This window comes from Nocardia sp. NPDC020380 (genome assembly GCF_044386975.1).
In the GTDB taxonomy this organism is placed as follows: Bacteria; Actinomycetota; Actinomycetes; order Mycobacteriales; family Mycobacteriaceae; genus Nocardia.
Map to the genome: position 1 here is coordinate 175,263 of NZ_JBIRVQ010000001.1, position 23,929 is coordinate 199,191.

Here is a 23,929-nt window from a genome sequence, read left to right on the forward strand (position 1 = left end):
AGCACTGACACCCTTTCCAACTCACGTCAGGAGTAGATCGCGTCCACGTCGGCCGCGTATTCCTTCATCACCACATTGCGCTTGAGCGACAGCTTCGGGGTGAGCTCGCCGCCCTCCTGCGTCCAGTCGACCGGCAGGATCCGGATCTTCTTGATCGCCTCGGCGTGCGACACCAGCTTGTTGGTGCCGGCGACAGCCTCGTTGATCTCCGCGACCAGTTCGGGGTTCTCGATGACCTGCTCGATCGGGGTGTCTGCCGGAATGCCGTGGCGTTCCTTCCATTTCGGCAGCGTCTCCTGATCGATGGTGATCAGGGCGCCGACGAACGGCTGCCCGTCGCCGACCACCATGACCTGGCTGATCAGCGCGTTCTGGCGGAGGGAGTCCTCGAGCATGGCCGGGGAGACGTTCTTGCCGCCGGCGGTGACGATGATTTCCTTCTTGCGGCCGACGATGGAGATGAAGCCCTGGTCGTCGAGGGCGCCGAGGTCGCCGGTCTTGAACCAGCCGTCCTCGGTGAAGGCGTCGGCGGAGGCTTCCGGGTTGTTCCAGTAGCCGGCGAAGACGACCGGGCCCTTGATGAGCAGTTCGCCGTCGTCGGCGACCTTGGCGCCGTGGCCGGGCAGCGGGCGGCCGACCGAGCCGACCTTGATGAACTTGGGGGTGTTCACGCTGACGGCGGCGGTGGATTCGGTGAGGCCGTAGCCCTCGTAGATGGTGACGCCGGCGCCGCGGAAGTAGTGGCCGAGACGGGATCCCAGCGGTCCGCCGCCGGAGACGGCCGACGAGCACTGCCCGCCCATGGCCTCGCGCAGCTTGGAGTACACCAGCTTGTCGAAGACCAGGTGCTGCAGCTTGAGCAGGATGTTGGGCCCGCCGTTCTGCAGCGATTCGCTGTACTGGACGGCGATGTCGGAGGCGTAGTCGAAAATCTTGCCCTTGCCGTCGTCGTGCGCCTTCTGCTTGGCGCCGTTGAACACCTTCTCGAAGACGCGCGGCACCGAAAGGATGAAATCGGGCTTGTAGGCGCCGAACTGCTCGACCAGGGTGGACCAGTCGGCGGAGTGCGCGGTGGTGACGCCGGCGTCGAAGGCGGCCAGCGCGACCGCGCGCGCGAACACGTGGGCCAGCGGCAGGAACAGCAGGGTCTTGCGGCCGGGCTGCAGGAATTCCGGCATGGCCGACCGGTCGGCGGCGGATTCCGCGTACAGGTTGGCGTGCGAGAGCATGACGCCCTTGGGCCGGCCCGTGGTGCCGGACGTGTAGATGAGGGTGGCCGGGGAGGCGGCCTTCACCTGGGCGCGGCGCTCGTGGATGACGCTCTCGTCGATGTCCTTACCGCGGGCGATGAGGTCGGCGATGGCGTTCTTGTCGATCTGCAGCACCTCGTTGAGCGCGCCCAGTCCGCCTTCGATCTCGGCGATGGTGGCGCGGTGCTTGTCGTTCTGGACGACGATGAGTTTGGTGGCGGAATCGGAGAGGATCCAGCGCACCTGCTCGGCCGAGGAGCTGTCGAAGATGGCGACGGTGCAGCCGCCGGCGGCCCAGATGGCGAAGTCGAGGACGACCCACTCGTAGCTGGTGGCGGCCATGATGGCCACGCGATCACCGAGCTCGACGCCGGCGGCCACCAGGCCCTTTGCCACGTCGGTCACGGTCTTGGCGAATTCCGCCGCCGTGACGTCGTTCCAGCCGCCCTTACCGTCCGGAGTATTGAAGACCACCAGGTCGGGAGTCTTCTCCGCATGCCGGAACGCGCCGTCCGACATATTGGCGTTCTCCGGGATGGTGTAGGTAGCCGGGACTTCGAACTCTCGCATCGCTGCCCTTCCACAGTGGGTTTACTGGCGGGTAATTTACGCCACGCTCACAGCCAACTCCCGGCGGACCGCCCGAACAGGTTCGCGGGCGGCCCGGCGGCAGTTTCCCCCTCTATCCTATGGACCGAGTTTGCGCAGGTCGAAGTGCCTGTCGAAGGAAACCTCCCAGTTCCTTCGTCACCTCGGCGGCAGGGCCGATGAGGGCGGCCTGCAACTGGGCGACATGCCAGAGCCCCACGCTCTCGGTGAACTGCACGGGCACCCCGGCCTCGCGGAGTTTCGCGACGAACCGGGTGCACTGGGCGTGCAGCAGTTCGTCCACATCGGCCTGCACGTAGACGGGCGGCAGGCCGTGCAGATCCGCCAGTAGGGGTGCGTACCCGGTGTCGTAGGGGTCACCGTCACCCAGATAGGCGGCGGCGCAGGCCCGCGACCAGGGCCGGGTGAGGACGAGATCGCTGTCCTGTTCCGGGATTTCGTTGGGGTCGGTCCACGGCGCGATCAGGCCGAGCGCGGCGGGCACGAAACCGTGCACGTCCCTGAGCTTTTCGGCCAGCGCGACGGAGAGGCCGCCGCCCGCCGAATCACCGGCCACCGCAATGCGTTCCGGCCGGTAGCCGAAGGCCACCAGTTCCAGGAACGCGGCCTCGGCATCGTCGAGGGCGGCCGGGAACGGATGCTCCGGAGCCAGCCGATAATCCAGAACCTGCACGGGACAACCGGTTTCACGGGACAGATAGCCCGCCAGCCCGCGATGCGTGGCGGGCGAGCCGACCGTGTAACCGCCGCCGTGCAGGTACAGCACGGTGGCGGAATCGGAAACCGGTCCGACCGTGACGCGTTCGGCCGGGCGCCCGCCCAGCCGGACCCGCTCCATGTGCAGGCCACGCGGGCCGCCCTGCGCGGCCGCGCCGGCGTTCATCAGGGCCCGCTGCACCGTGAACGGCACCCGGGCATTGAGCAGTACTCGGAACACCGGCCCCAGCACGGTTCGAGCGAGTGGCAGGGGCAGTGTCAGCTGTGACATGACCGGTCCTTACGGCAGGATGCGCTTCTGCACCACGGCGGCGATGCGCTGATAGTACGAGGCGGTGGTGCGCACGAACAGGTCGAGAGCCTTTGCCTCCCAGCCGATGAGCACGCGGCCGTGGCCCTTGCGGACCCCCTCGGTGATGGTCTGCGCGGCCATCTCCGGGGTGTGCATGGCCAGCTTGCTGTCGAAGAGCGCGGCCAGGTTCTTCTGGTCCAGGCCGTCGGTGACGGTGGCATTGCGGGCGACCGCGGTCTTGATGCCGCCGGGGTGCACGCAGGTGACCTGGACCGGCTTGCCGCTCATGATCATTTCCTGGCGCAGCGCCTCGGTGAAGCCGCGCACCGCGAACTTCGCGGCGTTGTAGGCGCTCTGACTCGGGACGGCGATCAGGCCGAAGAGGCTGGAGATGTTCACGACATGGCCCGAACCGGATTCGATCAGGTACGGCAGGAATGCCTTGGTGCCGTTGACGACTCCCCAGAAGTCGACGTCCATGATGCGCTCGATGTCCTTGAACTGGGTATCGAGCACGGTGCCGTGGTGGGCGATGCCGGCATTGTTGTAGATCTGGTTGACCTTGCCGAAATGCTTCTTCACCTCGTCGGCGTAGAGCAGCACGGATTCCCGTTCGGCGACATTGAGCCGATCGGATTTGACCTCGACCCCGTACTTTTCACAGCGCCGCACGGTTTCCGCGAGGCCCTCGGTGTCGATGTCGGAGAGCGCGAGCTTGGCGCCGCGGCGGGCCAGGTTCTCCGCCAGGGCGCGCCCGATGCCGGAGCCGGCGCCGGTGATCACGCAGACCTTGTCCTTGAAGTAAGCATCGTTGCTCACGGTTACCACTTTCTGATTGGTCGGGTCAGGCCGAAACGGTTTGATAGGCCGATACATCGAATTTCTCGAGCAGGCTCCGGAATCGGAAGGTGAAATCCGGCCACAGTGTGGTGTTGTTGCCGTGCTTGTCGAGATACCAGGAGGCGCAGCCGCCGGTGGACCATACCGCGCCCTGAAGTTTGCGCTGCAGTTCGGCGTTGAAGGCGTCCTGCGCGTCCTGGCGGACCTCGACGGTGCGCAGGTTCAGCTTGTCGAACTGGTCGATGGCGTCGGCGATGTAGTTGATCTGCGATTCGATCATGTACACCATCGAGGTGTGGCCCAGGCCCACGTTCGGGCCCAGCATGAAGAACATGTTCGGGTAGTTGCGGATGGCCGCGCCCTTGTAACCCTGCTGGCCGACCGCGTCGAAGACCTCGGCGAGGGTGCGGCCGTCGCGGCCGGAAACCGTGTCGTACACCGGGGAATCGGTGACGTGGAAGCCGGTGGCCACGATGATGGCGTCGATCTCGCGCTCGGTGCCGTCCTTGGTGACGATCGAACCGGGCTTGATCTCCTGGATGCCGTCGGTGACGACATCGACATTGTCGCGGCTCAGGGCCGGGTAGTAGTCGTTGGAGATGAGCATGCGCTTGCAGCCGATGCGGAAGTTCGGGGTGACCTTGCGGCGCAGTTCCGGATCCCGCACCTCGGCGAACAGCTTGGCGCGCGCGATGGTTTCGAAGATGCGCATGGCGGGCGGGAACTTGGCCAGGCCCACCACCTGGGTCTCGCGGGCCGCGTAGATGGCGGCGCGGGAGACGGCCTGCACGCCCGGAATGTATTTGAACGCCAGCTTTTCCGGGGCGAGGTAGGGGCGGTCCATGCGCGGCAGCAGCCAGGGCGCGGTGCGCTGGTAGACGTCCAGGTGCGCGACCTTGGCGGCGATGTTCGGCACGATCTGGATGGCGGAGGCGCCGGTGCCGATGACGGCGACGCGCTTGCCGGTGAGATCGGAGTCGTGGTTCCAGCGGGCGGAGTGGAAGATCTCGCCCTGGAAGTCGTTGATGCCCTTGATATCCGGCAGGTTCGGCTCGCAGAGGGCGCCGACGGCGGAGACCAGGATGTCCGCGGTGAACGGGCCCTGGCTGGTCTGGATCTCCCATTGAGAGGTCTCGGTGTTCCAGGTCGCGCCGGTCATATCGCAGTCGAAGATGTGCTTGTCGCGGACGTTGTACTTGTCGGCGACGCCCTGGATGTAGCGCTGGATCTCCGGCTGCTTGGAGAACGAGCGGGACCAGTCGGGGTTCAGCGCGAACGAGTACGAGTACAGCTGCGAGGGGACGTCGCAGGCCGCGCCGGGATAGGTGTTGTCGCGCCAGGTGCCGCCGACATCCTTGCCGCGCTCCAGGACGAGGTAGTCGGTGCGGCCTTGTTTGCTCAGGCGGATGGCCAGACCCAGGCCCGAGAACCCGCTGCCGACGATCACGATATGGGAGTGCCGGGCAGGCTGGTTGCCGACAGCTTTGTCTGTAACCTTGCGACTCATACAATCGAGCCTAGGGTCTTATTGAGCAGGAGTCAACAGTATTGACTCGCGTTCAGTAAGATTGGGCAGATGACCAAGGAGCGCAGCGTGAGCAGCAGACCGGATACCGGCGGCAAGCGCGTTCGCCTCACCCCCGAACAGCGCCGCGAGCAGTTGATCACACTCGGCGTCGACATGCTGCGCGAACGCGAACTCGACGACATCTCCATCACCGAGATCGCCGACCGCGCCGGCATCTCCCGCGGGCTGCTCTTCCACTACTTCCCCACCAAACAGGACTTCCAGCTCGCCATCGTGCGGCAGGCCAATGCCGACTTCCTGGAACGCACCGCACCCGACCGCGGGCTCGACCTGTACGCCATGCTGCGCGACTCCGTCGAGCGCTACATCGACTACGTCAGCCAGAACAGCTTCGGGTACTACGCCCTGCTGCGCGGGCCCGTCAGCGCGCGGCCCGAGATGGCCGAACTCGTCGCCGACGCGCGCAGCGCGACCGCCGACCGCATCCTCGCCGAGGCGCCCATCCTCGCCGACGATCCGGATCGGCCGCGGCTGGCGCTCGCCGTGCGCGGGTGGATCGCGTTCGTCGAGGAAGTCGTGCTCACCTGGCTGCGCGAAGAACCCGTCAGCCGGGAACAACTCGTCGACATGCTCGTCGACTCACTGCCGTCACTGGCCCTCAACGCCGACCTCGCGGCCGCTCTCCTGCGGCCCTGAACCGCGGGCCTCGAACTCGTAGCCGGACCGGTCGCCGCGGGAAGAGATCGCGGTGATCACGGCGGCCAGCAGCATCATGACCGCCGAAACCAGCAGGGCCACATCGAGACCCCGATGAAACGCGGCATAGGTGGCATTGATGACCTTGCCGACGATCGGGCCGAACTGGGCCGACGCGGCGGCATCACCGCCATTGGGCACCTGACCCGTCTCGATGGCATTGATGACCAGCGCCTGGAAACTCGACGGGACCCCGAGCTGATTCAGCCTCGTGCCGAGATCGGCGTTCAGGAAGGAATTCACCAGCGAACCCAGCGCCGCGACACCCACCACCGCGCCGACCTGGCGCATCGTATTCGTCGCTGCCGCAGCCATACCCGAATGCTCGGGCGGGACACCCGACAGCACCGCGGACGTCAACGGCACCACCGCGATACCGAAACCCAAGCCCGCCAGCATGAGCGACAGCGACAGCGGGCCGAAATCCGGTGACACACCGATCATTGCCCGCGTCAGCAGGATCCCGGCCGCACCCAGCACACAACCGGTGATCATGGGCGTGCGCGAACCACGCAGCGCCACCCAGAAACCCGCGAACAGCGAGCCCACGATGATGGCGATCGCCATGGGCGCGAACACCGCCGCGGTACGCCAGCCCGAATAGCCAACCACCTCTTGCAGATACAGGGCGGTGAAGAAGAAGATCGAGAAGATCCCGAAGTAGACGGCGAACGCCACGATCAACGCGCTGCGCACCATCGGGCGTTTCAGGTAGTGGAAGTCGAACATGGGGTTACGTGCCCGGAACTCGGCGAACAGGAAGATCAGGAACGCGACGCCGCCGATCACGAACAAGGTGATCACCGAGATCGCGCCGTACCCCACCGTCTCGCCCGAGATACCCGCGAAGATCACGCACGCGAGAAACGCCGAACCCGAAAGGAATCCGAGCAGATCCACCGGACCCGGTTGCGGGTCAGCGGATTCCGGCACATAACGCAGCGCGGCCGCCAGCACCACCACGCCGACCGCCAGATTGAACCAGAAGATCGACCGCCAGTTGAACGCCCCGACCAGCAGGCCGCCGATCACCGGTCCCATCGCCAGCGCCAGCCCGGACACCGCCGCCCACGCGCCCAGCGCCCGCGCCCGCTGCGCCCGATCCGGGTAGACGTGCCGGATCACCGACAGCGTGCCGGGTTCCGACGCCGCCGCACCCAGACCCATGACCGCGCGGCCCGCGATCAGCACCGCGACCGTCGGCGCCAGCGCCGACAACACCGATCCCGCCGCGAAAACCGCCAAGCCGGCGATCATCACGCGCTTGCGGCCCCAGCGGTCGCCCAGCGATCCGGCCGTCAGCATGAGGCTCGCGAACACCAGCGTGTACGCGTTCACCACCCACTGCAGTGACACCACGCCCGCATGCAGGTCCGACTGCACATTGCCGAGCGTGACGCTGACGATCGTGGTGTCCAGGAACGTCACGAACAGCACCGCGGTGACGGTGGCCAGCGCTATCCCGGACCTGGGCGCGGCGGTCTCCGCGTCGCTGCCCAACCCTGCGACGCGCATGTCAGCTGGTCGGCGTGGTCGAAGCCGAGCAGGGTGCGGGCGGTTTCCCCTGCGTTTCGAGGCTGAGCAACGCGCAGAAGGTGGACGCCGACACCTTCCAGTTCCCGTCCACCTTCACGGCGCTGCCCGGCTGATCCTGCAGTGCGGGAGTGCCGTTCAGCGAGACGGTGAACACCACGTTCGCATTGTTCGGTCCCGCATCAGTCACGCTGGACACGGTGGCCTTCGTGCCCTTGGCGATGGGCGAATTCGCCTGTCCCCGAATGGTGTCCGCGAATGCCTGCCCGTTCTCGAGCAGTGCGATCTTCTGGTCGGCGTTGGTGCTGCCGTCGAAGAACTTCTGATACGCGTCCGTGATCGCGGGTGTCGAAGCGCTCTGCGCGGTGGTCGCGAGGGTGGTGTTGTGTGCGGTCTCCGGCTCCTTGGCCGATACCCCGCAGGCGGCCAGCAGCGGCACCGTAAGTGCGCAGACCGCAAGGGATTTGGATACGACGAACCTCTTCAACATGCCTCGTCCTCCCTTGGTGACAGACCGGCATGAATGATCAACAAAACCCAGGTTACTCGCCCTTACCGACCGCTGGGCCTGGATCGGCAGGTATCCGCCGCGGGCGTCCGGCGGCCGAAACCGGGTTCGACGGGCCGTTGCCGGTCAGCACGCCGAACTGCCGTAGACCTTCCAGGTCCAGGACCAGGAGGTGCCGGTTGCGCAGGCACACCAGGCCGCGCTCGCGCAGTTCCCGCATCGCCAGGCCGACGGCGTCGACCCGCGCCCCGACCAGATTGCCCAGCTCCTCGTAGGAGAGCCGGAGCGTGATCTCCCAGGCCTCGACCGGCACGACAGTGCCCCGGTCGCAACCGTTTCCGTCGGCCGTCGGCGGCGTGCGGCGGCCATAGGACGCCACGAACTCGACCAGTAACCGCGCCACCCGGACCGGCACCGAATAGCCGCCGAAGTCGAGGCGGCGCTGATCCGCCCAGGCCAGCCGGTCCGCGATGGTCCGGCACAGGGTCTGCCAGCCGTCCGGGTGATCTGCGCTGTCGAGGAATCGCACGAACTCCGCGCCCGGGATGCGGTGCACGATCGTCGAGGTGCAGACGGTCACCGTCGCCGACCGCAGCGATCGGGGCTCGAGCGCCGCGAGCTCACCGATGACATCGCCACTCACCCTGATAGCCAACAGCTTTCCGTCCGCATTGGTGATCTTCGCGCACGCCGACACCGCCTTGTCGCGGGACCGCAGCAGATAGACGCTGGTATCCGAATCACCGTAATGCGAGAGCACGTTCCCCGGCAGCCGCAGACTCTGCGTCCCGAGCCCGAGCAGCCGCCGCCGTGACGGCGGCCGCAGACGGGCTATGAAGGTGCGCTCCGGCCAAGGCCAATTGTCCAGCCAGTCGACCGGCGGAGGTTTGTACATATCCCAGCTCCGTGTCCTGGATGGAAGCTGTCCCCGAACCCTCCACGGTAGGCGCATCGACTGACCACGGACCCGATTCCGCCCTACCTCCGCCCCAGCATCAACCCTTCGGTGTACGAGTGCCCCCGCGGCCATTCCCCGGTCACGGCCGCGGCCATGAGCGCGGCCGCCAGCGGACTGTGCGCCCGAACCAGCCACCGATACAGCTGATCGGCCGTGACCACCCCGTTCCGTTCGAACGTCTGCATTGCGATCTCCCTCCCGACGATCCCGATGGATCACCCCGAGATTGCCACCGCCCCGCCCCCCGAACACCTGAAAAATCAGTCGTCCCACCGAACATTCGAGTGAACAGCACCGCCTTCGCTCGAGGCGGATCCGCGAACACCCTCGAATTCGGTTGCGGTGCAGAACTCAGAGGCCGTGGTCGTCGAGCCAGGTGCGAGCTACGGAGGAGGGGATGGCGTGGCTGTCTCGGATCTGGTGGATCATGTCGGCGAGGTCGGGGGTGGTGAGTTCGCCTGCTACGTAGTCGAGTTTGCGGAGTTGGGTGTCGGTGAGGGCGCCCTTGCGGATTACTGCTAGGACGTTGGCTGCTCGGAAGGCGTAGTCGGGGTCCGATACGGGGGTGAGGTCTACGCCGCCGTCGGGGAGGAAGGACGGGGGGCCGGAGAGGACGCCGAGTTGGACTTCGCCGGTGGAGAGGGCCTTCATGAGGTCGGCGTCGGTGGTGTAGGTGATGGGGTGGGTGATTTTGCAGCCGTAGACCGAATCCAAGGGGGTGCGGACGTCACGGTCGAGATCCAAGGGGGCGTGCATGGCGTCCAAGGCGGGGGCCGTGGAGATGCCGAAGGTGAGGTCTTCGCAGCGGGGGGCGAGATCTTTGAGGGTGGCGGGGAATTCGGTGGTGCGGGTGGTGAGGGCTACGACCGTGGGGCGGAGGTCGGTGCCGTCGGCGGCGTCGGAGACTATGAGGCCCTCGGGGAGAGCGGCATTCAGGGCGCGGGTGACGCTGACGGCGGGGGTGTCGCCGTCGGGTTTGCGGGCGGTGGCGGTGGGGTCCAGGTAGGTGAGGAGGTCGCCGTTCACGTCGCCGGTGGCGACGATGGTGTCGGCGTCCAAAGCCGCGAGCAGGTCCTTGCGGTTGCCCATACCGGTTTTGACGACCGCGGTCGCGCCGGTGCGGGCCAGCGCCTGCGCGTAGATCTCGGCCAGCACATCGGATTGCGGAGTGTCACCCGCGCCGACAGCCAGCACCGGGCCGGACGAATTGCTGCCGCACGCCGCGGACAACACCGCGACCGTCGCCAGCACGACCGCGGACAGCGCGCGGCGCGACCACGCGGAGCCGGTCCGCCGGACATTGCGATCAGTGCGCGCGAAAGGGTCTGTTCTGCCGAACACGCGCAACAGTCTGCCGTCTCGCGGCACGGAAACGCGAAACCGACCCACGGTAAGCCGCGCAGACGGGACAGAACAGGCAGTATGAACAACTGGGTCCGTCCGGGTACATCCGCGCGGACCCGCAAGGCATCCCCGCTCGGAAGGACGACAGTGCACCAGCTCATCACCACCCGCACCGAGGGCCGGCGCACCGCCCGCACCGTGCTGCGGATACTCGCGGCCTCCGTCGCCCTCGCCGCCGCCATGGCACTCACCGCCTGCGGCAACAGCTCCAACCCACTGAGCAGCGGCAGCGGCACCTGTTCCGGCGACAGCAACAAGCTCACCGTCGGGTCCGCCAACTTCCCGGAATCCGAGACCGTCGCCGACGTGTACGCGGAAGCCTTGCGCGCCAACGGATTCAGCATCGACACCAAACTCAATATCGGCAGCCGGGAAGCCTACGTCCCGGCCGTCCGCTCCTGCGCCATCGACGTGATCCCCGACTACACCGGCAATCTGCTGCAGTACCTGGACAAGTCGGCCACCGCCACCTCCCCCGCCGACGTGGACGCCGCCCTCGCCAAGGCCCTCGGCGACCAGCTCGCCGTCGCCACCCCCGCCCCCGGTGAGGACTCCGACGCGGTCGTGGTCACCAAGGCCACCGCCGACAAGTGGAACCTGCACAGCATCGGTGACCTCGCCCCGCACTCGGCCGACGTGAAGCTCGCCGCCCCACCCGAATTCACCGGACGCCCCGGCGGCCTGCCCGGCCTGAAGAAGAACTACGGCCTCGACATCGCCGCCGCCAACTTCGTGCCGATCTCCGACGGCGGCGGCCCCGCCACCGTGCGCGCCCTCACCGACGGCCAGGTGCAGGCCGCCGACATCTTCACCACCTCCCCCGCCATCGCCCAGAACAACCTGGTGGTGCTGACCGATCCGAAGCACAACTTCGCCGCCCAGCAGGTGGTGCCGCTGTACAACACCGCGAAGAAGAGCGACAAGCTCACCAAGGTGCTGAACGCCGTCTCCGCGAAACTCACCACCGCCGAACTGATCTCGCTGAACACCGCCGTCTCCGGCGCCAGCAAGACCGAGCCCGCCGCGGCCGCCAAGCAGTGGGTGCAGGCGCAGGGACTCGACAAGCCGGTCGCGTAAGCAAGGGGGAACACGGTGTCCGACATCGAATTCAGCAATGTCACCAAGACGTACCCGGACGGCACCACCGCCGTCCACGATCTGAACCTGCGCATCGAATCGGGTTCGTTCACCGTGTTCGTCGGACCGTCGGGCTGCGGCAAGACCACGTCCATGCGAATGATCAACCGCATGGTCACGCCCACCAAGGGCGCCATCACCGTGGCCGGACAGGATATTTCCAAGGGTGACCCGGTCAAGCTGCGGCTGAACATCGGGTACGTCATCCAGAACGCCGGACTGCTGCCGCACCGCACCGTCGTCGACAATGTCGCCACGGTGCCGGTGCTGCAAGGACAGTCGCGGCGTGCGGCGCGCCAGACCGCGCTCGAAGTATTGGATCGGGTGGGGCTGGATCGCGGTCTGGCTGCACGCTATCCGGCGCAGTTGTCGGGCGGGCAGCAGCAGCGGGTGGGCGTGGCCCGGGCGCTGGCGGCCGACCCGCCCATCCTGCTCATGGACGAGCCGTTCAGCGCGGTCGACCCGGTGGTGCGTGCCGAACTGCAGAACGAAATGCAGCGGCTGCAGGCGGAACTGCGCAAGACGATCGTCTTCGTCACCCATGACATCGACGAGGCCATCAAACTCGGTGACCGGCTCGCCGTGTTCGGGCCCGGCGGGCATCTGCAGCAGTTCGATCCGCCGCAGCGCGTACTGTCGCAGCCCGCAACGGATTTCGTGGCCGGATTCGTGGGGCGCGACCGCGGGTATCGGGAACTGTCGTTCCGGCCCGCGGAAGCCGTTCCCGTGCACGAACTTCCGTTGATCACCGCCGAACAGGTAGCCGGAATCCGTTTGGACAAGGGGGAATGGCGGCTGGTCGTGGACGGTTCCAAGCATCCGGTCGGCTGGATCGACACCACCGGTGTGGAGGGTGTGCGGGCCGGGCATCGGCTCGCGGACAGCATCGCGGCGGGCGGATCGCTGTTCCCGCCGGGCGGGGATCTGCGGCAGGCCCTCGATGCCGCCATCTCCTCGCCCTCGGAAATCGGTGTGGCCGTGGATGATTCCGGCGCGGTGATCGGCGGCGTACTGGCCCGCGAGGTACTGCAGCAACTGTCGCTGCAGCGCACCGCCGAGGACGAGCGACGCAATCGCGCGTTCTTCGAGGACGCCGACCGATGAAGTATCTCCTCGACAATTTCGGCGATATCGCGGGATACACCCGCACCCACCTGTATCTCGCGCTGCTGCCGCTGCTGATCGGACTGCTCATCGCCGTCCCGCTCGGCGCGCTGGCGCATCGCATGCGCTGGCTGCGGCGCGGCACCACCACCCTGGCCAGCATCGCGTACACGATTCCCTCACTGGCCTTGTTCGTGATCATTCCGCCGATCGTCGGCATCGCCACCATCGATCCGCTGAATGTCGTTATCGCGCTGACCGTCTACTCCGTGGCCCTGCTGGTGACCGCGGTTCCGAATGCCCTGGACTCGGTGCCCGACACCGTGCTGGACGCCTCCGACGCCATCGGCTTCACCCGGTGGCGGCGCGTGCTGACCGTCGAATTCCCGCTCGCCATACCGGTTTTCATCGCAAACTTGCGGGTCGTGGCCGTCACCAACATCTCGACGGTGACGGTCGGCGCGGTGATCGGCGTGGGCGGCCTCGGCAAGCTGTTCACGCAGGGCTATCAGCGCGACTATCCGGACGAGATCCTGGCCGGCATCATCGTCGTCCTGGTGCTGGCCTTGATCGTGGACCGCCTGCTGTACGTGCTCGGCCGCCTCGCCACCCCCTGGCTGCACACCGGTGGCGCCCCCTGGTCCCGTCTCGGCGGCCGCCTGAAAGGCGCTGCGGCATGAACCTTTTCGTGGATGCCTGGCATTTCCTCACCACCGCCGGCAACTGGTCCGGCCCCACCGGCATCGGCAAGCGGATCCTGGAACACCTCTGGTACAGCCTGCTCACCGTGCTGCTCTCCGCGGCCATCGCCCTCCCCATCGGCCTGCCGATCGGCCACACCCGCCGCGGTTCGGCCCTCATAGTCGGCTTCGCCAACGCCATGCGCGCCCTCCCCACCCTGGGCGTCCTCACCTTCGTGGTCCTGGGCCTGGGCCTCGGCCTCATCCCCCCGATCCTGGCCCTCATCACCGTAGGCATCCCCCCACTCCTGGCAGGCGCCTACGCCGGCATCGCCAACGTCGACCCGACGGTCGTAGACGCCTCCCGAGCCATGGGCATGAAGGAATGGCAGATCCTCCTCCGAGTGGAAGTCCCCAACGCCCTCCCCGTCCTCCTCACCGGCCTCCGCGCCGCCACCCTCCAGGTAGTAGCCACCGCCACCATCGCCGCCTACACCAACCTCGGCGGCCTGGGCCGCTACATCTTCGACGGCATCAGCCTCTACCGCTACGACCAGGTCCTGGTAGGCGCCATCCTGGTAGCCGCCCTCGCCCTGGCACTCGACACGATGCTGGCGTTCGCGGTGTGGCTGAGCGTGCCCGGGACCGGCCGTCTGCAGCTCGCTCGCTCCCGGTGATCCAACCTTCAGGAAATCTTCAGCTCGGACGCAGCAGAATGGCCAGGTGCAGCCGGGACGGATACTTGTCATCGAAGACGCCGAAGCTATTCGGGCGGCGGTCGCCGCGGGGTTGAGTGCCGCGGGGCACGAGGTGCTGGATCGGGCTCATGGGGGGCAGTTGGAGCAGGATCTCGCGCAGTTCCGGCCGGATGTGGTGGTGCTCGATGTGATGCTGCCGGGGCGGGACGGGTTCGCGCTGCTGGAGTCGGTGCGGGCGCGGTCGGCGGCGGGGGTGGTCATGTTGACGGCTCGGGATGGGGTCGAGGATCGGGTGCGGGGGTTGCGGGCGGGGTCCGATGACTATGTGGTGAAGCCGTTCGAGCTGGTGGAGTTGGTGGCGCGGATCGATGCGCTGCTGCGGCGGATGGGGCGGCTGCAGAAGCGGATCACGGTGGGCGACATGGAGATCGATGTGGATACCGGGACCGTGCACCGGAAGACGGTGCCGATTCCTTTGACTGCCACCGAGTTCAAGTTGCTGGCTTATCTCGCTGCGCATCGGGATCGGGTGGTGACCAAGACGCAGATACTCACTGCTGTGTGGGGGTATGAGAACTTCGATCCGAATCTGGTCGAGGTCAATGTGAGTGCGGTGCGGCGCAAGCTGGAGGAGCACGGGCCGCGGTTGCTGCATACCGTGCGCGGGCTGGGGTACACGCTGCGGATAGGTGACCGGTGAATACGGTTTCGCTGCGGCATCGCGTAACTTGGACATCCGTTTTGGTGTCCGGTGCGGTGCTCGTACTGGTCGCGATCGTCGTGCACACGCTGTTCGGGGTGGTGGTCAACCGCAGTGAGACCACACTGCTCAATGATCGCATCCAGCTCGCGAGACAGCTTGCACAAGAAGATATTTCACCTACCGAACTGATCCAGCGGGTGGACAATCGGTCGGTGCGCGCGCGGCTCGTGCTCGCCGACAATCAGGCGTTCGGCAGCCTGTCCCTGGAACACGCCAATGAATCCGCGGTCAAGACCCGGCGGGTCCAGCTCACCGGTCCGGGCGAAATCGACCACGCCAAACTCACGCTGCAGATCGACACGCCGCTGCTGACCCGGGTGCAGCGCCGGCTCACCTGGCTGCTGGCCGCCGCCACCGCGACCGCGATCGTGGTGATCGCGGGGGCGCTCTGGATCGGCGTGCGGGCCGCACTGGCGCCCCTGGACGGGATGACCCGGGTGGCCCGCGATATCGCGCGCGGCCGGCGCGGGCAACGGCTCAATCCCTCTCGTACCGATACCGAATTGGGGCGCACCGCAGAAGCGTTCGACGAGATGCTGGACGAGTTGGAGGGCGCGCTCGACACCACGGCCGCGGCCCTGCACCAGGCCGAACAGGCGGAGGCCCGCGCCCGCGCCTCCGAGCAGCGCATCCGCAGCTTCGTCGGCGATGCCGCGCACGAACTACGCACTCCCATCGCGGGTATCCGCGCTCTCGCCGAGGCGGTGGTGCAGCAGCCCGCCGACGCCGACCCGGAAGAGATCCAGCGCATGCACCTGCTTTTGGTGCGGGAGGCCCACCGCGCAGGCCGGCTCGTCGACGACCTGCTCGATCTGGCCCGTATCGACTCCGGACTGCAACTGCGCCGCGAACCCATCGGCCTCTACGATCTGGCCGCCGCGCAACTGGACCGTATGCGAATGCTGCACCCGGACATCAAGTTCCGGCTCGACGGCACCACCGCCCCGGTGATCGCCGACGCCGAACGCATCAACCAGATCCTGCTCAACCTGCTCTCCAACGCCTGCCAGGCCATGACCGACGGCGGCGCCGTCACCATCCAGGTCACCAGCGACGACGATTACGCCGAACTCGCCGTGGCGGATACCGGCCCCGGCGTGCCCGCAGCGGATCGCGAACGCGTCTTCGACCGCCTGGTGCGGCTGGATCAGGCGCGCGATCACCGCGCCGACGGCTCCGGCCTCGGCCTGTCCATCGCGCGCGGCCTGGCCCGCGCGCACGGCGGCGACCTCACGTGTGTGGAGCCCCGGAACGGGCACGGTGGCGCATTGTTCGTCCTCCGCCTCCCGCTCACCGAGGAACCGCTCTGACCTGGGACTCAGTCAATTGCCAGACAATTGCTGAAGATCGGCTGAAGAAGCCGGAAGCTTCAGGGCATCTTCAGGTGACGCGGGCAGATTCGATGCGGACAACCCCGTCACGAAGGAGTGAGTAATGAAGCGCACCATCGCCGCCGCCCTGGCCGGCGCCGCCGGCATCGCCACCATCGCCCTGGCCGTGCCGGGCGTGGCGAACGCCGACGCACCGGACTGCAGCCCGGCGGCGCGGGCCGCCGCACGCGCCGACAGCAAGCCGAAAGTCCTGGCCTACCTGGGCGCCCACCCGGACCTGCAGGCCGAACTGGTGAAGATCCACGGCCTGCCCAAGGACCAGCGCAAGGCCGAACGACAGGCCTACCGCCAGGCCCACCCCGACGAGTGGCAGGGCCTGCACGACGCCCGCTCCGCCGTCATCGCCTTCCGCCAGGCGTGCCACAAGTAGTCCGGATGCGCGGAAACGACCGGCGGGCACCGATCTTCGTGATCGATGCCCGCCGGTCCCGTCTCCGCCGCTACTGGTCCGCCGGGCCGTTCACCAGACCGTGCTGGTGCGCGTACACCACCGCGTGAATCCGATCCCGCACGGAAAGCTTCGAAAGCACCCGGGAGACATGCGTTTTCACCGTCTCCTCCCCCACCCCGAGCGCGGCCGCGATCTCACTGTTGCTGCGCGCGTCCGCCACCAGTAGCAGCACCTCCCGCTCGCGTGCGGTGAGCTGCTCCAGTTCGGGCGGTTCGGTCGGCGGGGCGATCCCGACCGCCAGCCGCGACGCCAGCCGCCGCGTCATGGACGGATCGATCACCGCGTCACCACGCACCGCCACCCGGATGGCGGCGACCAGCTCCTCCGGCGGCAGGCTCTTCAACAGGAACCCACTGGCCCCCGCGGACAGTGCGCGATACAGGTTCGCCTCACTGTCGTAGGTGGTGAGCACCAGCACCCGCGTACCGCCCGCCGCCACAATGGCTTCCGTGGCGGCCAGCCCGTCCAGCTTCGGCATGCGCACATCCAGGATCGCGACATCCGGGCGCATGCGTGCCGCCGCCTCGATGGCCGCGCGGCCGTCACCGACCTCCGCCACGCATTCCAGATCCGGATGCGCGTCCACCACCGCCCGCAGGCCGGAACGGAAAACCGTGTGGTCGTCCGCGATCAGGATCCGAATGCTCATGCCGCTCCGATCGGTACCGAAACCAGGATGTCCCAGCTGTTTCCGGTCCGGCCGGCACCGTATTCCACGGTGCCGCCGAACAATTCGACCCGCCGCCGGATGCCCTCCAGGCCGCGGTGCACGGTGCCGCCCGGCAGTTCGGCGCCGTTCCGCACCGGGGCGTCGTCCGCGGCGATCGGGTTGGTCTCGCGGATCTCGACCCGGGTCGGCCGGTAACCGATGGCCAGCCGCGCCGGTTCGAGCCCGTGCCGCAGCGCGTTGGTCAGCATCTCCTGCACGACCCGGTAGAGCATGACGTCCAGCGATTCCGGCAGCACCGGCGGCTCACCCGAGAACTCCACGCGCACCGGCAGTCCCGCATCCCGCACCCGCTGCACCAAATCGTCGATATCGGCCAGCCCGGGCTGCCGCTCCCCCGCCTGGTCGCGGCCGTGCAGCAGGTCCAGCTGCCGCCGCAGATCGACCATGGCGGCCCGGCTGCTGGTCTCCACCGCGGTGAGGGACCGCGTCGCCGCGTCGGTGTCGATGCGGCCCAAGGCCATTCGCGCCACCCCGGCGTGAATCCCGATGGCGCTCACGTGATGGGTGATCACATCGTGCAGATCCCGGGCGATGGCCTCGCGCTCGTCCGTCAGCGCCCGATCCAGCGCGGCCCGATGTTCCTGCTGCCGCAGGCGTTCCCGCTGCTCCAGCTCGGCGATGTAGGCGCCGCGCGCCGCCGTGTACCGGCCGACCAGCCAGGGCACAACGCCGGTGCCCACCGTCATGAGCACCAGCCGCCAATCCTTCGACGGCGGACCACCCATCAGTACGTTCGACGCGGCCGCCCCGGCGGCCAGCAGCACCACGGCGGACACCGACGGCAGGCCCGCCAGCCACGCACCCGCCCGATATCCGGCCACCAGGAAGCCCACATCCGAGACGCGGGCCTGCAAACCGTGCACGTACACGAAGATGCCCGCCGAGACCTTCACGGCGACCTGCAGCACCGTGACCACCAGCGTCGTCGACGGCGCCGCCGCGAGGGCCAGATCCGCGCACACCACCGCGATCAGCAGCACGGCCGCCAGCACCGGTCCCGCGCCGAACGCCCCGCACATGACCAGCTGCGCCCCGTCCACGAGCGCCGCCGCCACCGCCACCACCATGGACTGGCGGGCGAGCGAGCGGGTGACATCCATGGCGCGACGGTACCTCGCGGGACCCCGCTCCCCCGTGTGGGGGACACGGATTCCGTGAATGCGAATTGCGGTGCGGCCTTCCCCATTCGAGACCGGATGTTCATCAAGGTGAACTACACGGAACTCGCGTGACTCGTCCGCGATGTCCTAATACCGAAATCCAGCGAGCGTGATCGAAATATATTTTGTCGCGACGCTGACCGCCGGCCGACCGGAAGACTACGACACGCAGAAAAACTCGGCCCCCGCACGGATTTCCGTGCGGGGGCCGAGTCGGGAACTGCGAGAAATCAGGCGACGCCCTCGGCGCGGGCAGCGGCGCCCACGGCCTCGGCGACGGCCGGCGCCACCCGCGGGTCCAGCGGACTCGGGATGATCTTGTCGACGGACAGCTCGTGCGCGACCACACCGAAGATCGCCTCGGCCGCGGCCACCTTCATGCCCTCGGTAATGCGACGCGCGCCCGCATCCAGCGCGCCCTTGAACACGCCGGGGAAGGCCAGCACATTGTTGATCTGGTTCGGGAAGTCGCTGCGGCCGGTCGCCACGATGGCGGCGTACTTGCGCGCCACCTCGGGGTGGATCTCCGGATCCGGGTTGGACATGGCGAACACGATGGACTCCGGCGCCATGGAGGCGATGAGCTCCTCGGCGATGGTGCCCGCCGAAAGACCCAGGAACACATCGGCGCCCGCCAGCGCCTCGGCCGGGCCACCGGTCACATTGCGCGGGTTGGAACGCTGCGCCAGCTCGGCCTTCACCGAGTTCAGGTCGCCGCGATCCTTGCTCACGATGCCCTTCGAATCCAGCACCACGATGTCGGAGACACCCGCGGCCAGCAGGATGTCCGTGCAGGCCACACCGGCCGCGCCGGCGCCCGACACCACGACCTTGAGGCCGGACATGTCCCGACCCTGCACCGCGGCCGCGCCCTTGAGGGCGGCCAGCACCACGATGGCGGTGCCGTGCTGATCGTCGTGCATGACCGGGCAGTCGAGGGCCTCGATGACCCGCTTCTCGATCTCGAAACAACGCGGCGCGGAGATGTCCTCCAGGTTCACCGCGCCGAAGCTCGGGCGCAGCCGGATCAGGGTCTCGACGATCTCGTCGACATCCTTGGTGTCCAGCACGATCGGGATCGAGTCCAGCCCGGCGAACTTCTTGAACAGCGCCGCCTTGCCCTCCATCACCGGCAGCGACGCGCGCGGGCCGATATCGCCGAGGCCCAGCACCGCGGTGCCGTCGGAGACGACGACCACCAGGCGCTCGGCCCAGGTGTAGGTCTTGGCCAGCGACTCGTCCTTGTGGATGCCGCGGCAGACCTGCGCCACACCCGGGGTGTAGGCGATGGACAGATCGCGCTGGGTGTCCAGGGGCGCGGTGAGTTCGACCGAAAGCTTGCCGCCAAGATGACCGGCGAAAATTTCTTCCGTGGTGATGTCGGACAGGTTCGCGGACGGGGCCGTGGGGGCATTCACTGCTTCAGTCACGGATGACACGATTTCACTCCATCTCGGTGCGGACTCAACCGTTTGACGGTTACCGTTCGGTAATAGGAAATTAGGGTTTCAGTGCTCTATTCGGGCGCACCGGACAACCTCACGACGAACCGTTTCCGTGAAACCCATGCCACCACATCGTGGCTACGGGACAAAGTAATACGGATCGCGGAGAAGCGTAGCGCGGCACAGCTCGCCGAGCGTGAACCGGACGGGTGGGTCCTGTCGCCGGGGTGATGCGGAACGACCCCGCGAGTCGCGGATCGTGATCACCGAGTCTCCCTGGCCGGGCGGTGGCTGCGGCCGGGATCGAACCATTCTGCCAGTAGCTGCGACGGGGTGCCAAATCGCCCCTCGGGCCGTCCCGCCGCCGCACCATCATCGAAGGGTAGGCGACGCGAATCACGCAGAGATGAACGGAAACTCCCCTGTCGGAGAGCCATTCCGGTGAACTGTCACAACGCGGTCGCACCGGGCGCGGTGAGGTGTCAGGCAGGGTTGCACCCGCGACGGTGAGGTGACCTCGCGCCGCCGGGCGATCGGCCGGACAGCGACGGCCGAAGCGAAACCGGCGGAGCTTCACCCCCGGCCGGGCCCACCCGGACGTGGGCGGGCCGCACTCAGGCCGGCGCGGCCTCGGGCGCGGCCGACTCGACGGGGTCCGGGCGCACCCAGACCGTGTTCACGCCGCCCGAGAGCAGCCGCAGACGGAGATCGGTGGTCGGATCCGGGTGATCGGTGCGGCGGTGCATGCCGCGCGTCTCCGTGCGGGCCAGGGCCGAGTACTTGGTCCAGCGCGCCACCGCCAGCAGGGCGGCGGCCTGCCGGGCGGGCAGGCGGTCCGCGCCGGAGCCGCCGAGATCGAATTCGGTAGCGGGCCACAGGCCGTCGAGTTCGGCGATGCTGTCACGCAGACTGCCGTCACTGCGCCAGTAACTGCGCCGTAGCGGCAGGGTGTGCTCCTGTACCAGGCCGACGACGGCCCGCGGATCGATCCGCGATTTGAGGCTCAACCCCGCGCCGGGCACCGGCCGCGGCTTGGCCAGCTTGCGCCGGGTCCCGGCGAACGCCGCGGCGCCCGCGCCCGCCCACACCCCGGAGGAGATGGCCCAGGCGCCGTTCTGCCCGCCGAAACCACTGACCGCGCCGGTGACCGGTTCGCGGGTGGTGACATCACCGGCGCCGTACAGTCCGGGAACCGTTGTGGCGCAATCGAGTCCGGCCAGCCGCAGGCCGCCGGTCCCGCGGACGGTGCCCTCCAGCACGGCGCGCAGCGGCACCCGGCCGGTGGGGTTGGGCCCGTCGTGGTGCAGCAGTTCGGCGCGTACCGCGTCGGGCAGTTCGTCGAGCGCCGCGTAGACCCGGCGGCCGTCCGCGATGGCGGCGAAAGCCTGTGTGCGCGAACCGGATCCGTGCCCGCACAGCACCGCGAGGGATTCGTCGTAGAGGGTCGCGAAGTGCATGATCTGGTCGGAGGCGAAGACCACGGGCCCGCGCGAGCCGATCGGCCGCAGCGAATTCGCCGTGGGCGACAGCGAATACGCGTTGGAGAACTCCATGCCCGATAGCTCGGCCCCGGCCTCGGCGCCCATGAGCAGCCCGTCGCCGGTGTCCACATCGGTGCCGGCGCCGCCGGACAGGAAGGCGCAGCCGCCGGTGGCCACCACCACCGCCTTGGCCCGCGCGGTCCAGTTGCGGAATCCGCCGCGCAGGGCGACCCCCGACGCGCCGGACACCACGCCGTCGCCGTCGGTCACCAGTTGCAGTGCGGGGTGATGGTCCAGGATCCGCACCCCGGCGACGACGAGACTGCGCCGCATCCGGCCCAGATATTTCGCGCCGTCCAGATAGACCCGGGTGGGCCGCTTGGCGCGTTCCCCTTGGAAGCGGAAGCCGCCCTGCACGAGTTGCCCGACACGCCGGTGCGTCTCCTCCAGCACCCGGTACATCCAGTCCGGGTCGCCCAGGCCGCCGCTGAGCACGACGTTCCGGCGTACGGCCTCCTCTCGTGCCGGGCCCGCCGGAATGTTCCACAACGTGACGCTGCCACGCGCGGTGGGCCCGCTGCAGCCGCAGCGCGCCTTGTCGACCACGAGCACGCGGGCTCCGGTCGCCGCCGCCGCGAGCGCCGCCCACGCTCCGGCCGGGCCACCACCCAGCACCAGCACATCCGCCTCGAATTCGGACACATCCGAAATGTTCGGCGAAAGTTCAACTGCTCGCAACCGTTATGCGTATTTCAATTCCACCACTGCGCCCACAGCAGACATCCGGCTATTGCGAAAACGACCACACATCCACAAAAAGTACGGAAACCACGATGCCGATCCGCATAAACCTGGGCCGACACCACCCCGGCCGCGGCCGCCAGATGCCACGCCGCATCCGCCCAGCCGGGCCCCGGGAAGCCCCGCTGCAAACCCATGATCGCCGCCCCGGCCACCACCAGCGCCAGTACCACCGTCCCGCCCGCGACCGCCCCGCTCACCCCGCGCAGCACCCTCATGCGGGCCGCCTCATGCGGTGATCACCGGCACTCCCGTCGCTTTGCCCACAATTTCCTCGAATTGCGTTGGCTCGGTGGTGAATTCACCGAGCCGGATGGTCTTGTTCGCGCCGTGGTAGTCCGACGAGCCGGTCGTCAGCAGCCCCAGCTCGCCCGCCAGGCCCGCCAGCACCGCGCGATCCTCGGGACTGTGATCGATGTGGTCGACCTCGAGCCCGGCCAGACCGTGCTCGGCCAGCTCCCGAATGTGGTCCAGGGCCAGCAGGCGGCCACGCTTGCGAGCCCGCGCATGCGCCACCACGCTCACCCCGCCCGCCGACGCCACCATCTCCACGGCCCGCCGCAGCGGCGTGTCGGCCTTCTCCACGTAGTACCGGCCGTGCGGGGCGAGCAGATCCTGGAAGGCCGCGTCCACACTCGGCACCACCCCGGCCTCGACCAGCGCCCGCGCCAGATGCGGGCGACCCGCCGAGGGACCCGCCGACGCCATCACCCGATCGGGATCGACGGGCAGGCCGTCGGCGGCCATCTGCTCGGCCATGGACCGCAGCCGCACGATGCGCTCGGCCCGCAGGCGCTCCCGCTCCAGCGCGAAGGACTCGTCCGCGGGATCGAACAGGTACGCCAGCAGGTGCACCGGGACCGGCCAGCCGTCGTCCCCGTCCCCCACACACGACATCTCCATGCCCCGCACCAGCGTCAGCCCCGGAGGTAGCGCCTCGACCGCCTCGGCCCAGCCGGCGGTGGTGTCATGGTCGGTCAGAGCCACCACGTCGAGACCGGCGGCCGCGGCCTTACCGATCAGCTCGGCCGGGGTGTCCGTGCCGTCCGAGGCAGTGGAATGGGTGTGGAGATCGATGCGCACACGGTCCATCTTGCCTGTGCACCGGCCGGCACTAGAGCGAGGCCGCGCCGCGGGCCGGATCGCGGATGTCGATATCGGCCTCCCGCCATGCCTCCCGCAGGGCCGACGCCCCGCGTACCCGCACCCACGCCGCCTCGGTCGCCGTGATCGGCGTGACCGTCAGGAACCGCACGGGCTCAGCGGGTTCCGGCAACTCCACCTCCGGAATATCGGCGGCGCCCAGCAATACCGCCGTGAAGGACGCACCGGACCACAGGGGTTCCCCCAGATCCAGCAGCCCATCCGGTTGCAGCACAACACCTTCCACCGCGGGCGCGGCCGCCAGCACACCCAGGGCCCGGGTCAGGCCCGAACCCGCGCCCACCCCGCCGAGCAGGGTCAGCGCCAGTTCCGCGCGCGGTCCGCGCACCGGATCGGCCAGTGCCGCAGCCGGATCCGTCATCGGATGCCGGGAGCCGCCCAGCGTCACATAGTGGACCAGTTCACCGTCCGGGATACGCAGGATGTCGATCGGCTCCAGCCCCAGGAAGGTCACCGACGCCACATCCGCGGAATCCACACCGAAATGCCCGAGCACGCCCGCCCGGACCTTGTCCAGCACGTCCATGGA

General features: G+C 68.1%; 24 protein-coding genes. 8 read left to right on the forward strand and 16 right to left on the reverse strand.

From position 1 onward, the window contains the following. Positions 1 to 26: 26 nt before the first annotated feature. The 4 genes from ACH438_RS00755 to ACH438_RS00770 all read right to left on the reverse strand — a co-directional run bounded on the left by ACH438_RS00755 (position 27) and on the right by ACH438_RS00770 (position 5,215). Complete coding sequence (locus tag ACH438_RS00755; RefSeq protein ID WP_396999660.1) at positions 27 to 1,820, reverse strand: AMP-dependent synthetase/ligase; 1,794 nt, start codon at positions 1,818 to 1,820, stop codon at positions 27 to 29. 112 nt (positions 1,821 to 1,932) lie between these two features. Then, entirely contained in the window at positions 1,933 to 2,847 is a 915-nt protein-coding gene (locus ACH438_RS00760; RefSeq protein ID WP_396999662.1) for an alpha/beta hydrolase, read from the reverse strand. A gap of 9 nt (positions 2,848 to 2,856) precedes the next feature. Beyond that, entirely contained in the window at positions 2,857 to 3,687 is an 831-nt protein-coding gene (locus ACH438_RS00765; RefSeq protein WP_396999664.1) for an SDR family NAD(P)-dependent oxidoreductase, read from the reverse strand. A gap of 25 nt (positions 3,688 to 3,712) precedes the next feature. After that, on the reverse strand, positions 3,713 to 5,215 hold the full coding sequence (locus ACH438_RS00770; RefSeq protein ID WP_396999666.1) for a flavin-containing monooxygenase: 1,503 nt from the start codon (positions 5,213 to 5,215) through the stop codon (positions 3,713 to 3,715). An 87-nt stretch (positions 5,216 to 5,302) separates the two neighbouring features. On the opposite strand from ACH438_RS00770, the gene ACH438_RS00775 reads away from it, so the two are divergent. Then, positions 5,303 to 5,932 (forward strand): TetR/AcrR family transcriptional regulator, encoded by a 630-nt coding sequence (locus tag ACH438_RS00775; protein ID WP_396999668.1) that lies wholly within the window; start codon positions 5,303 to 5,305, stop codon positions 5,930 to 5,932. On the opposite strand, the gene ACH438_RS00780 is transcribed toward ACH438_RS00775, so the two are convergent. The 5 genes from ACH438_RS00780 to ACH438_RS00800 all read right to left on the reverse strand — a co-directional run bounded on the left by ACH438_RS00780 (position 5,885) and on the right by ACH438_RS00800 (position 10,332). Beyond that, complete coding sequence (locus ACH438_RS00780; protein ID WP_396999670.1) at positions 5,885 to 7,507, reverse strand: MFS transporter; 1,623 nt, start codon at positions 7,505 to 7,507, stop codon at positions 5,885 to 5,887. The two genes, ACH438_RS00775 and ACH438_RS00780, sit on opposite strands and share 48 nt — an antisense overlap. Before the next feature lies 1 nt (position 7,508). Next, entirely contained in the window at positions 7,509 to 8,015 is a 507-nt protein-coding gene (locus ACH438_RS00785; RefSeq protein ID WP_396999672.1) for a hypothetical protein, read from the reverse strand. Positions 8,016 to 8,067: 52 nt separating this feature from the next. Continuing rightward, positions 8,068 to 8,928 (reverse strand): Crp/Fnr family transcriptional regulator, encoded by an 861-nt coding sequence (locus ACH438_RS00790; protein WP_396999674.1) that lies wholly within the window; start codon positions 8,926 to 8,928, stop codon positions 8,068 to 8,070. Between the two features lie 83 nt (positions 8,929 to 9,011). Continuing rightward, positions 9,012 to 9,176: a hypothetical protein gene (locus ACH438_RS00795; RefSeq protein ID WP_396999676.1), complete on the reverse strand. Its 165-nt coding sequence runs from the start codon at positions 9,174 to 9,176 to the stop codon at positions 9,012 to 9,014. 166 nt (positions 9,177 to 9,342) lie between these two features. Next, positions 9,343 to 10,332: a glycine betaine ABC transporter substrate-binding protein gene (locus ACH438_RS00800; protein ID WP_396999678.1), complete on the reverse strand. Its 990-nt coding sequence runs from the start codon at positions 10,330 to 10,332 to the stop codon at positions 9,343 to 9,345. Positions 10,333 to 10,575: 243 nt separating this feature from the next. On the opposite strand from ACH438_RS00800, the gene ACH438_RS00805 reads away from it, so the two are divergent. The 7 genes from ACH438_RS00805 (at position 10,576) to ACH438_RS00835 (ending at position 16,538) form a co-directional block, all read left to right on the forward strand. Further along, positions 10,576 to 11,472 (forward strand): ABC transporter substrate-binding protein, encoded by an 897-nt coding sequence (locus ACH438_RS00805; RefSeq protein ID WP_397000703.1) that lies wholly within the window; start codon positions 10,576 to 10,578, stop codon positions 11,470 to 11,472. 15 nt (positions 11,473 to 11,487) lie between these two features. Further along, positions 11,488 to 12,636 (forward strand): ABC transporter ATP-binding protein, encoded by a 1,149-nt coding sequence (locus tag ACH438_RS00810; RefSeq protein ID WP_396999680.1) that lies wholly within the window; start codon positions 11,488 to 11,490, stop codon positions 12,634 to 12,636. Next, positions 12,633 to 13,316 (forward strand): ABC transporter permease, encoded by a 684-nt coding sequence (locus ACH438_RS00815; RefSeq protein WP_396999682.1) that lies wholly within the window; start codon positions 12,633 to 12,635, stop codon positions 13,314 to 13,316. Before ACH438_RS00810 ends, ACH438_RS00815 begins: the two co-directional genes overlap by 4 nt. Continuing rightward, positions 13,313 to 13,993: an ABC transporter permease gene (locus ACH438_RS00820; RefSeq protein WP_396999685.1), complete on the forward strand. Its 681-nt coding sequence runs from the start codon at positions 13,313 to 13,315 to the stop codon at positions 13,991 to 13,993. The genes ACH438_RS00815 and ACH438_RS00820 overlap by 4 nt, the downstream gene beginning before the upstream one ends. 46 nt (positions 13,994 to 14,039) lie before the next feature. Then, positions 14,040 to 14,714: a response regulator transcription factor gene (locus tag ACH438_RS00825; RefSeq protein ID WP_396999687.1), complete on the forward strand. Its 675-nt coding sequence runs from the start codon at positions 14,040 to 14,042 to the stop codon at positions 14,712 to 14,714. Continuing rightward, positions 14,711 to 16,087: an ATP-binding protein gene (locus ACH438_RS00830; RefSeq protein ID WP_396999689.1), complete on the forward strand. Its 1,377-nt coding sequence runs from the start codon at positions 14,711 to 14,713 to the stop codon at positions 16,085 to 16,087. Before ACH438_RS00825 ends, ACH438_RS00830 begins: the two co-directional genes overlap by 4 nt. A 124-nt stretch (positions 16,088 to 16,211) precedes the next feature. Beyond that, positions 16,212 to 16,538, forward strand: a complete 327-nt coding sequence (locus ACH438_RS00835) for a hemophore-related protein (RefSeq protein WP_396999691.1) — start codon at positions 16,212 to 16,214, stop codon at positions 16,536 to 16,538. 70 nt (positions 16,539 to 16,608) lie between these two features. Here the strand turns inward: ACH438_RS00835 and ACH438_RS00840 are convergent, their stop codons facing one another. From ACH438_RS00840 to ACH438_RS00870, 7 genes are all read right to left on the reverse strand, one after another. Beyond that, positions 16,609 to 17,268, reverse strand: coding sequence for a response regulator (locus tag ACH438_RS00840; protein WP_396999693.1), 660 nt, complete (start codon positions 17,266 to 17,268; stop codon positions 16,609 to 16,611). After that, the gene (locus ACH438_RS00845; protein WP_396999695.1) at positions 17,265 to 18,449 is read right to left on the reverse strand and encodes a sensor histidine kinase; all 1,185 of its coding nucleotides are present in this window, start codon (positions 18,447 to 18,449) and stop codon (positions 17,265 to 17,267) included. The genes ACH438_RS00840 and ACH438_RS00845 overlap by 4 nt, the downstream gene beginning before the upstream one ends. A 290-nt stretch (positions 18,450 to 18,739) precedes the next feature. Then, positions 18,740 to 19,948 (reverse strand): NADP-dependent malic enzyme, encoded by a 1,209-nt coding sequence (locus tag ACH438_RS00850; protein WP_396999697.1) that lies wholly within the window; start codon positions 19,946 to 19,948, stop codon positions 18,740 to 18,742. A gap of 620 nt (positions 19,949 to 20,568) precedes the next feature. Beyond that, positions 20,569 to 22,137 carry an FAD-binding protein gene (locus ACH438_RS00855; protein WP_396999699.1) on the reverse strand — a complete coding sequence of 523 codons (1,569 nt, stop codon included), beginning with the start codon at positions 22,135 to 22,137 and terminating at the stop codon, positions 20,569 to 20,571. 50 nt (positions 22,138 to 22,187) lie between these two features. Continuing rightward, positions 22,188 to 22,454: a hypothetical protein gene (locus ACH438_RS00860; protein ID WP_396999701.1), complete on the reverse strand. Its 267-nt coding sequence runs from the start codon at positions 22,452 to 22,454 to the stop codon at positions 22,188 to 22,190. 10 nt (positions 22,455 to 22,464) lie between these two features. Further along, a complete protein-coding gene (locus ACH438_RS00865; RefSeq protein ID WP_396999703.1) occupies positions 22,465 to 23,319 on the reverse strand; it encodes a PHP domain-containing protein in 855 nt (284 codons plus the stop codon). A gap of 31 nt (positions 23,320 to 23,350) precedes the next feature. Beyond that, positions 23,351 to 23,926, reverse strand: coding sequence for a suppressor of fused domain protein (locus ACH438_RS00870; RefSeq protein ID WP_396999705.1), 576 nt, complete (start codon positions 23,924 to 23,926; stop codon positions 23,351 to 23,353). Positions 23,927 to 23,929 lie beyond the last annotated feature (3 nt).

Excerpts from the sequence above, each read along its gene's own strand:
- ACH438_RS00780 (WP_396999670.1), bottom strand. The coding sequence starts at position 7,507 with ATGCGCGTCGCAGGGTTGGGCAGCGACGCGGAGACCGCCGCGCCCAGG.
- ACH438_RS00870 (WP_396999705.1), bottom strand. The coding sequence starts at position 23,926 with ATGGACGTGCTGGACAAGGTCCGGGCGGGCGTGCTCGGGCATTTCGGT.
- ACH438_RS00815 (WP_396999682.1), top strand. The coding sequence starts at position 12,633 with ATGAAGTATCTCCTCGACAATTTCGGCGATATCGCGGGATACACCCGC.
- ACH438_RS00840 (WP_396999693.1), bottom strand. The coding sequence starts at position 17,268 with ATGAGCATTCGGATCCTGATCGCGGACGACCACACGGTTTTCCGTTCC.
- ACH438_RS00820 (WP_396999685.1), top strand. The coding sequence starts at position 13,313 with ATGAACCTTTTCGTGGATGCCTGGCATTTCCTCACCACCGCCGGCAAC.
- ACH438_RS00760 (WP_396999662.1), bottom strand. The coding sequence starts at position 2,847 with ATGTCACAGCTGACACTGCCCCTGCCACTCGCTCGAACCGTGCTGGGG.
- ACH438_RS00860 (WP_396999701.1), bottom strand. The coding sequence starts at position 22,454 with ATGAGGGTGCTGCGCGGGGTGAGCGGGGCGGTCGCGGGCGGGACGGTG.
- ACH438_RS00835 (WP_396999691.1), top strand. The coding sequence starts at position 16,212 with ATGAAGCGCACCATCGCCGCCGCCCTGGCCGGCGCCGCCGGCATCGCC.
- ACH438_RS00755 (WP_396999660.1), bottom strand. The coding sequence starts at position 1,820 with ATGCGAGAGTTCGAAGTCCCGGCTACCTACACCATCCCGGAGAACGCC.
- ACH438_RS00795 (WP_396999676.1), bottom strand. The coding sequence starts at position 9,176 with ATGCAGACGTTCGAACGGAACGGGGTGGTCACGGCCGATCAGCTGTAT.
- ACH438_RS00845 (WP_396999695.1), bottom strand. The coding sequence starts at position 18,449 with ATGGATGTCACCCGCTCGCTCGCCCGCCAGTCCATGGTGGTGGCGGTG.
- ACH438_RS00790 (WP_396999674.1), bottom strand. The coding sequence starts at position 8,928 with ATGTACAAACCTCCGCCGGTCGACTGGCTGGACAATTGGCCTTGGCCG.
- ACH438_RS00770 (WP_396999666.1), bottom strand. The coding sequence starts at position 5,215 with ATGAGTCGCAAGGTTACAGACAAAGCTGTCGGCAACCAGCCTGCCCGG.
- ACH438_RS00805 (WP_397000703.1), top strand. The coding sequence starts at position 10,576 with ATGGCACTCACCGCCTGCGGCAACAGCTCCAACCCACTGAGCAGCGGC.
- ACH438_RS00785 (WP_396999672.1), bottom strand. The coding sequence starts at position 8,015 with ATGTTGAAGAGGTTCGTCGTATCCAAATCCCTTGCGGTCTGCGCACTT.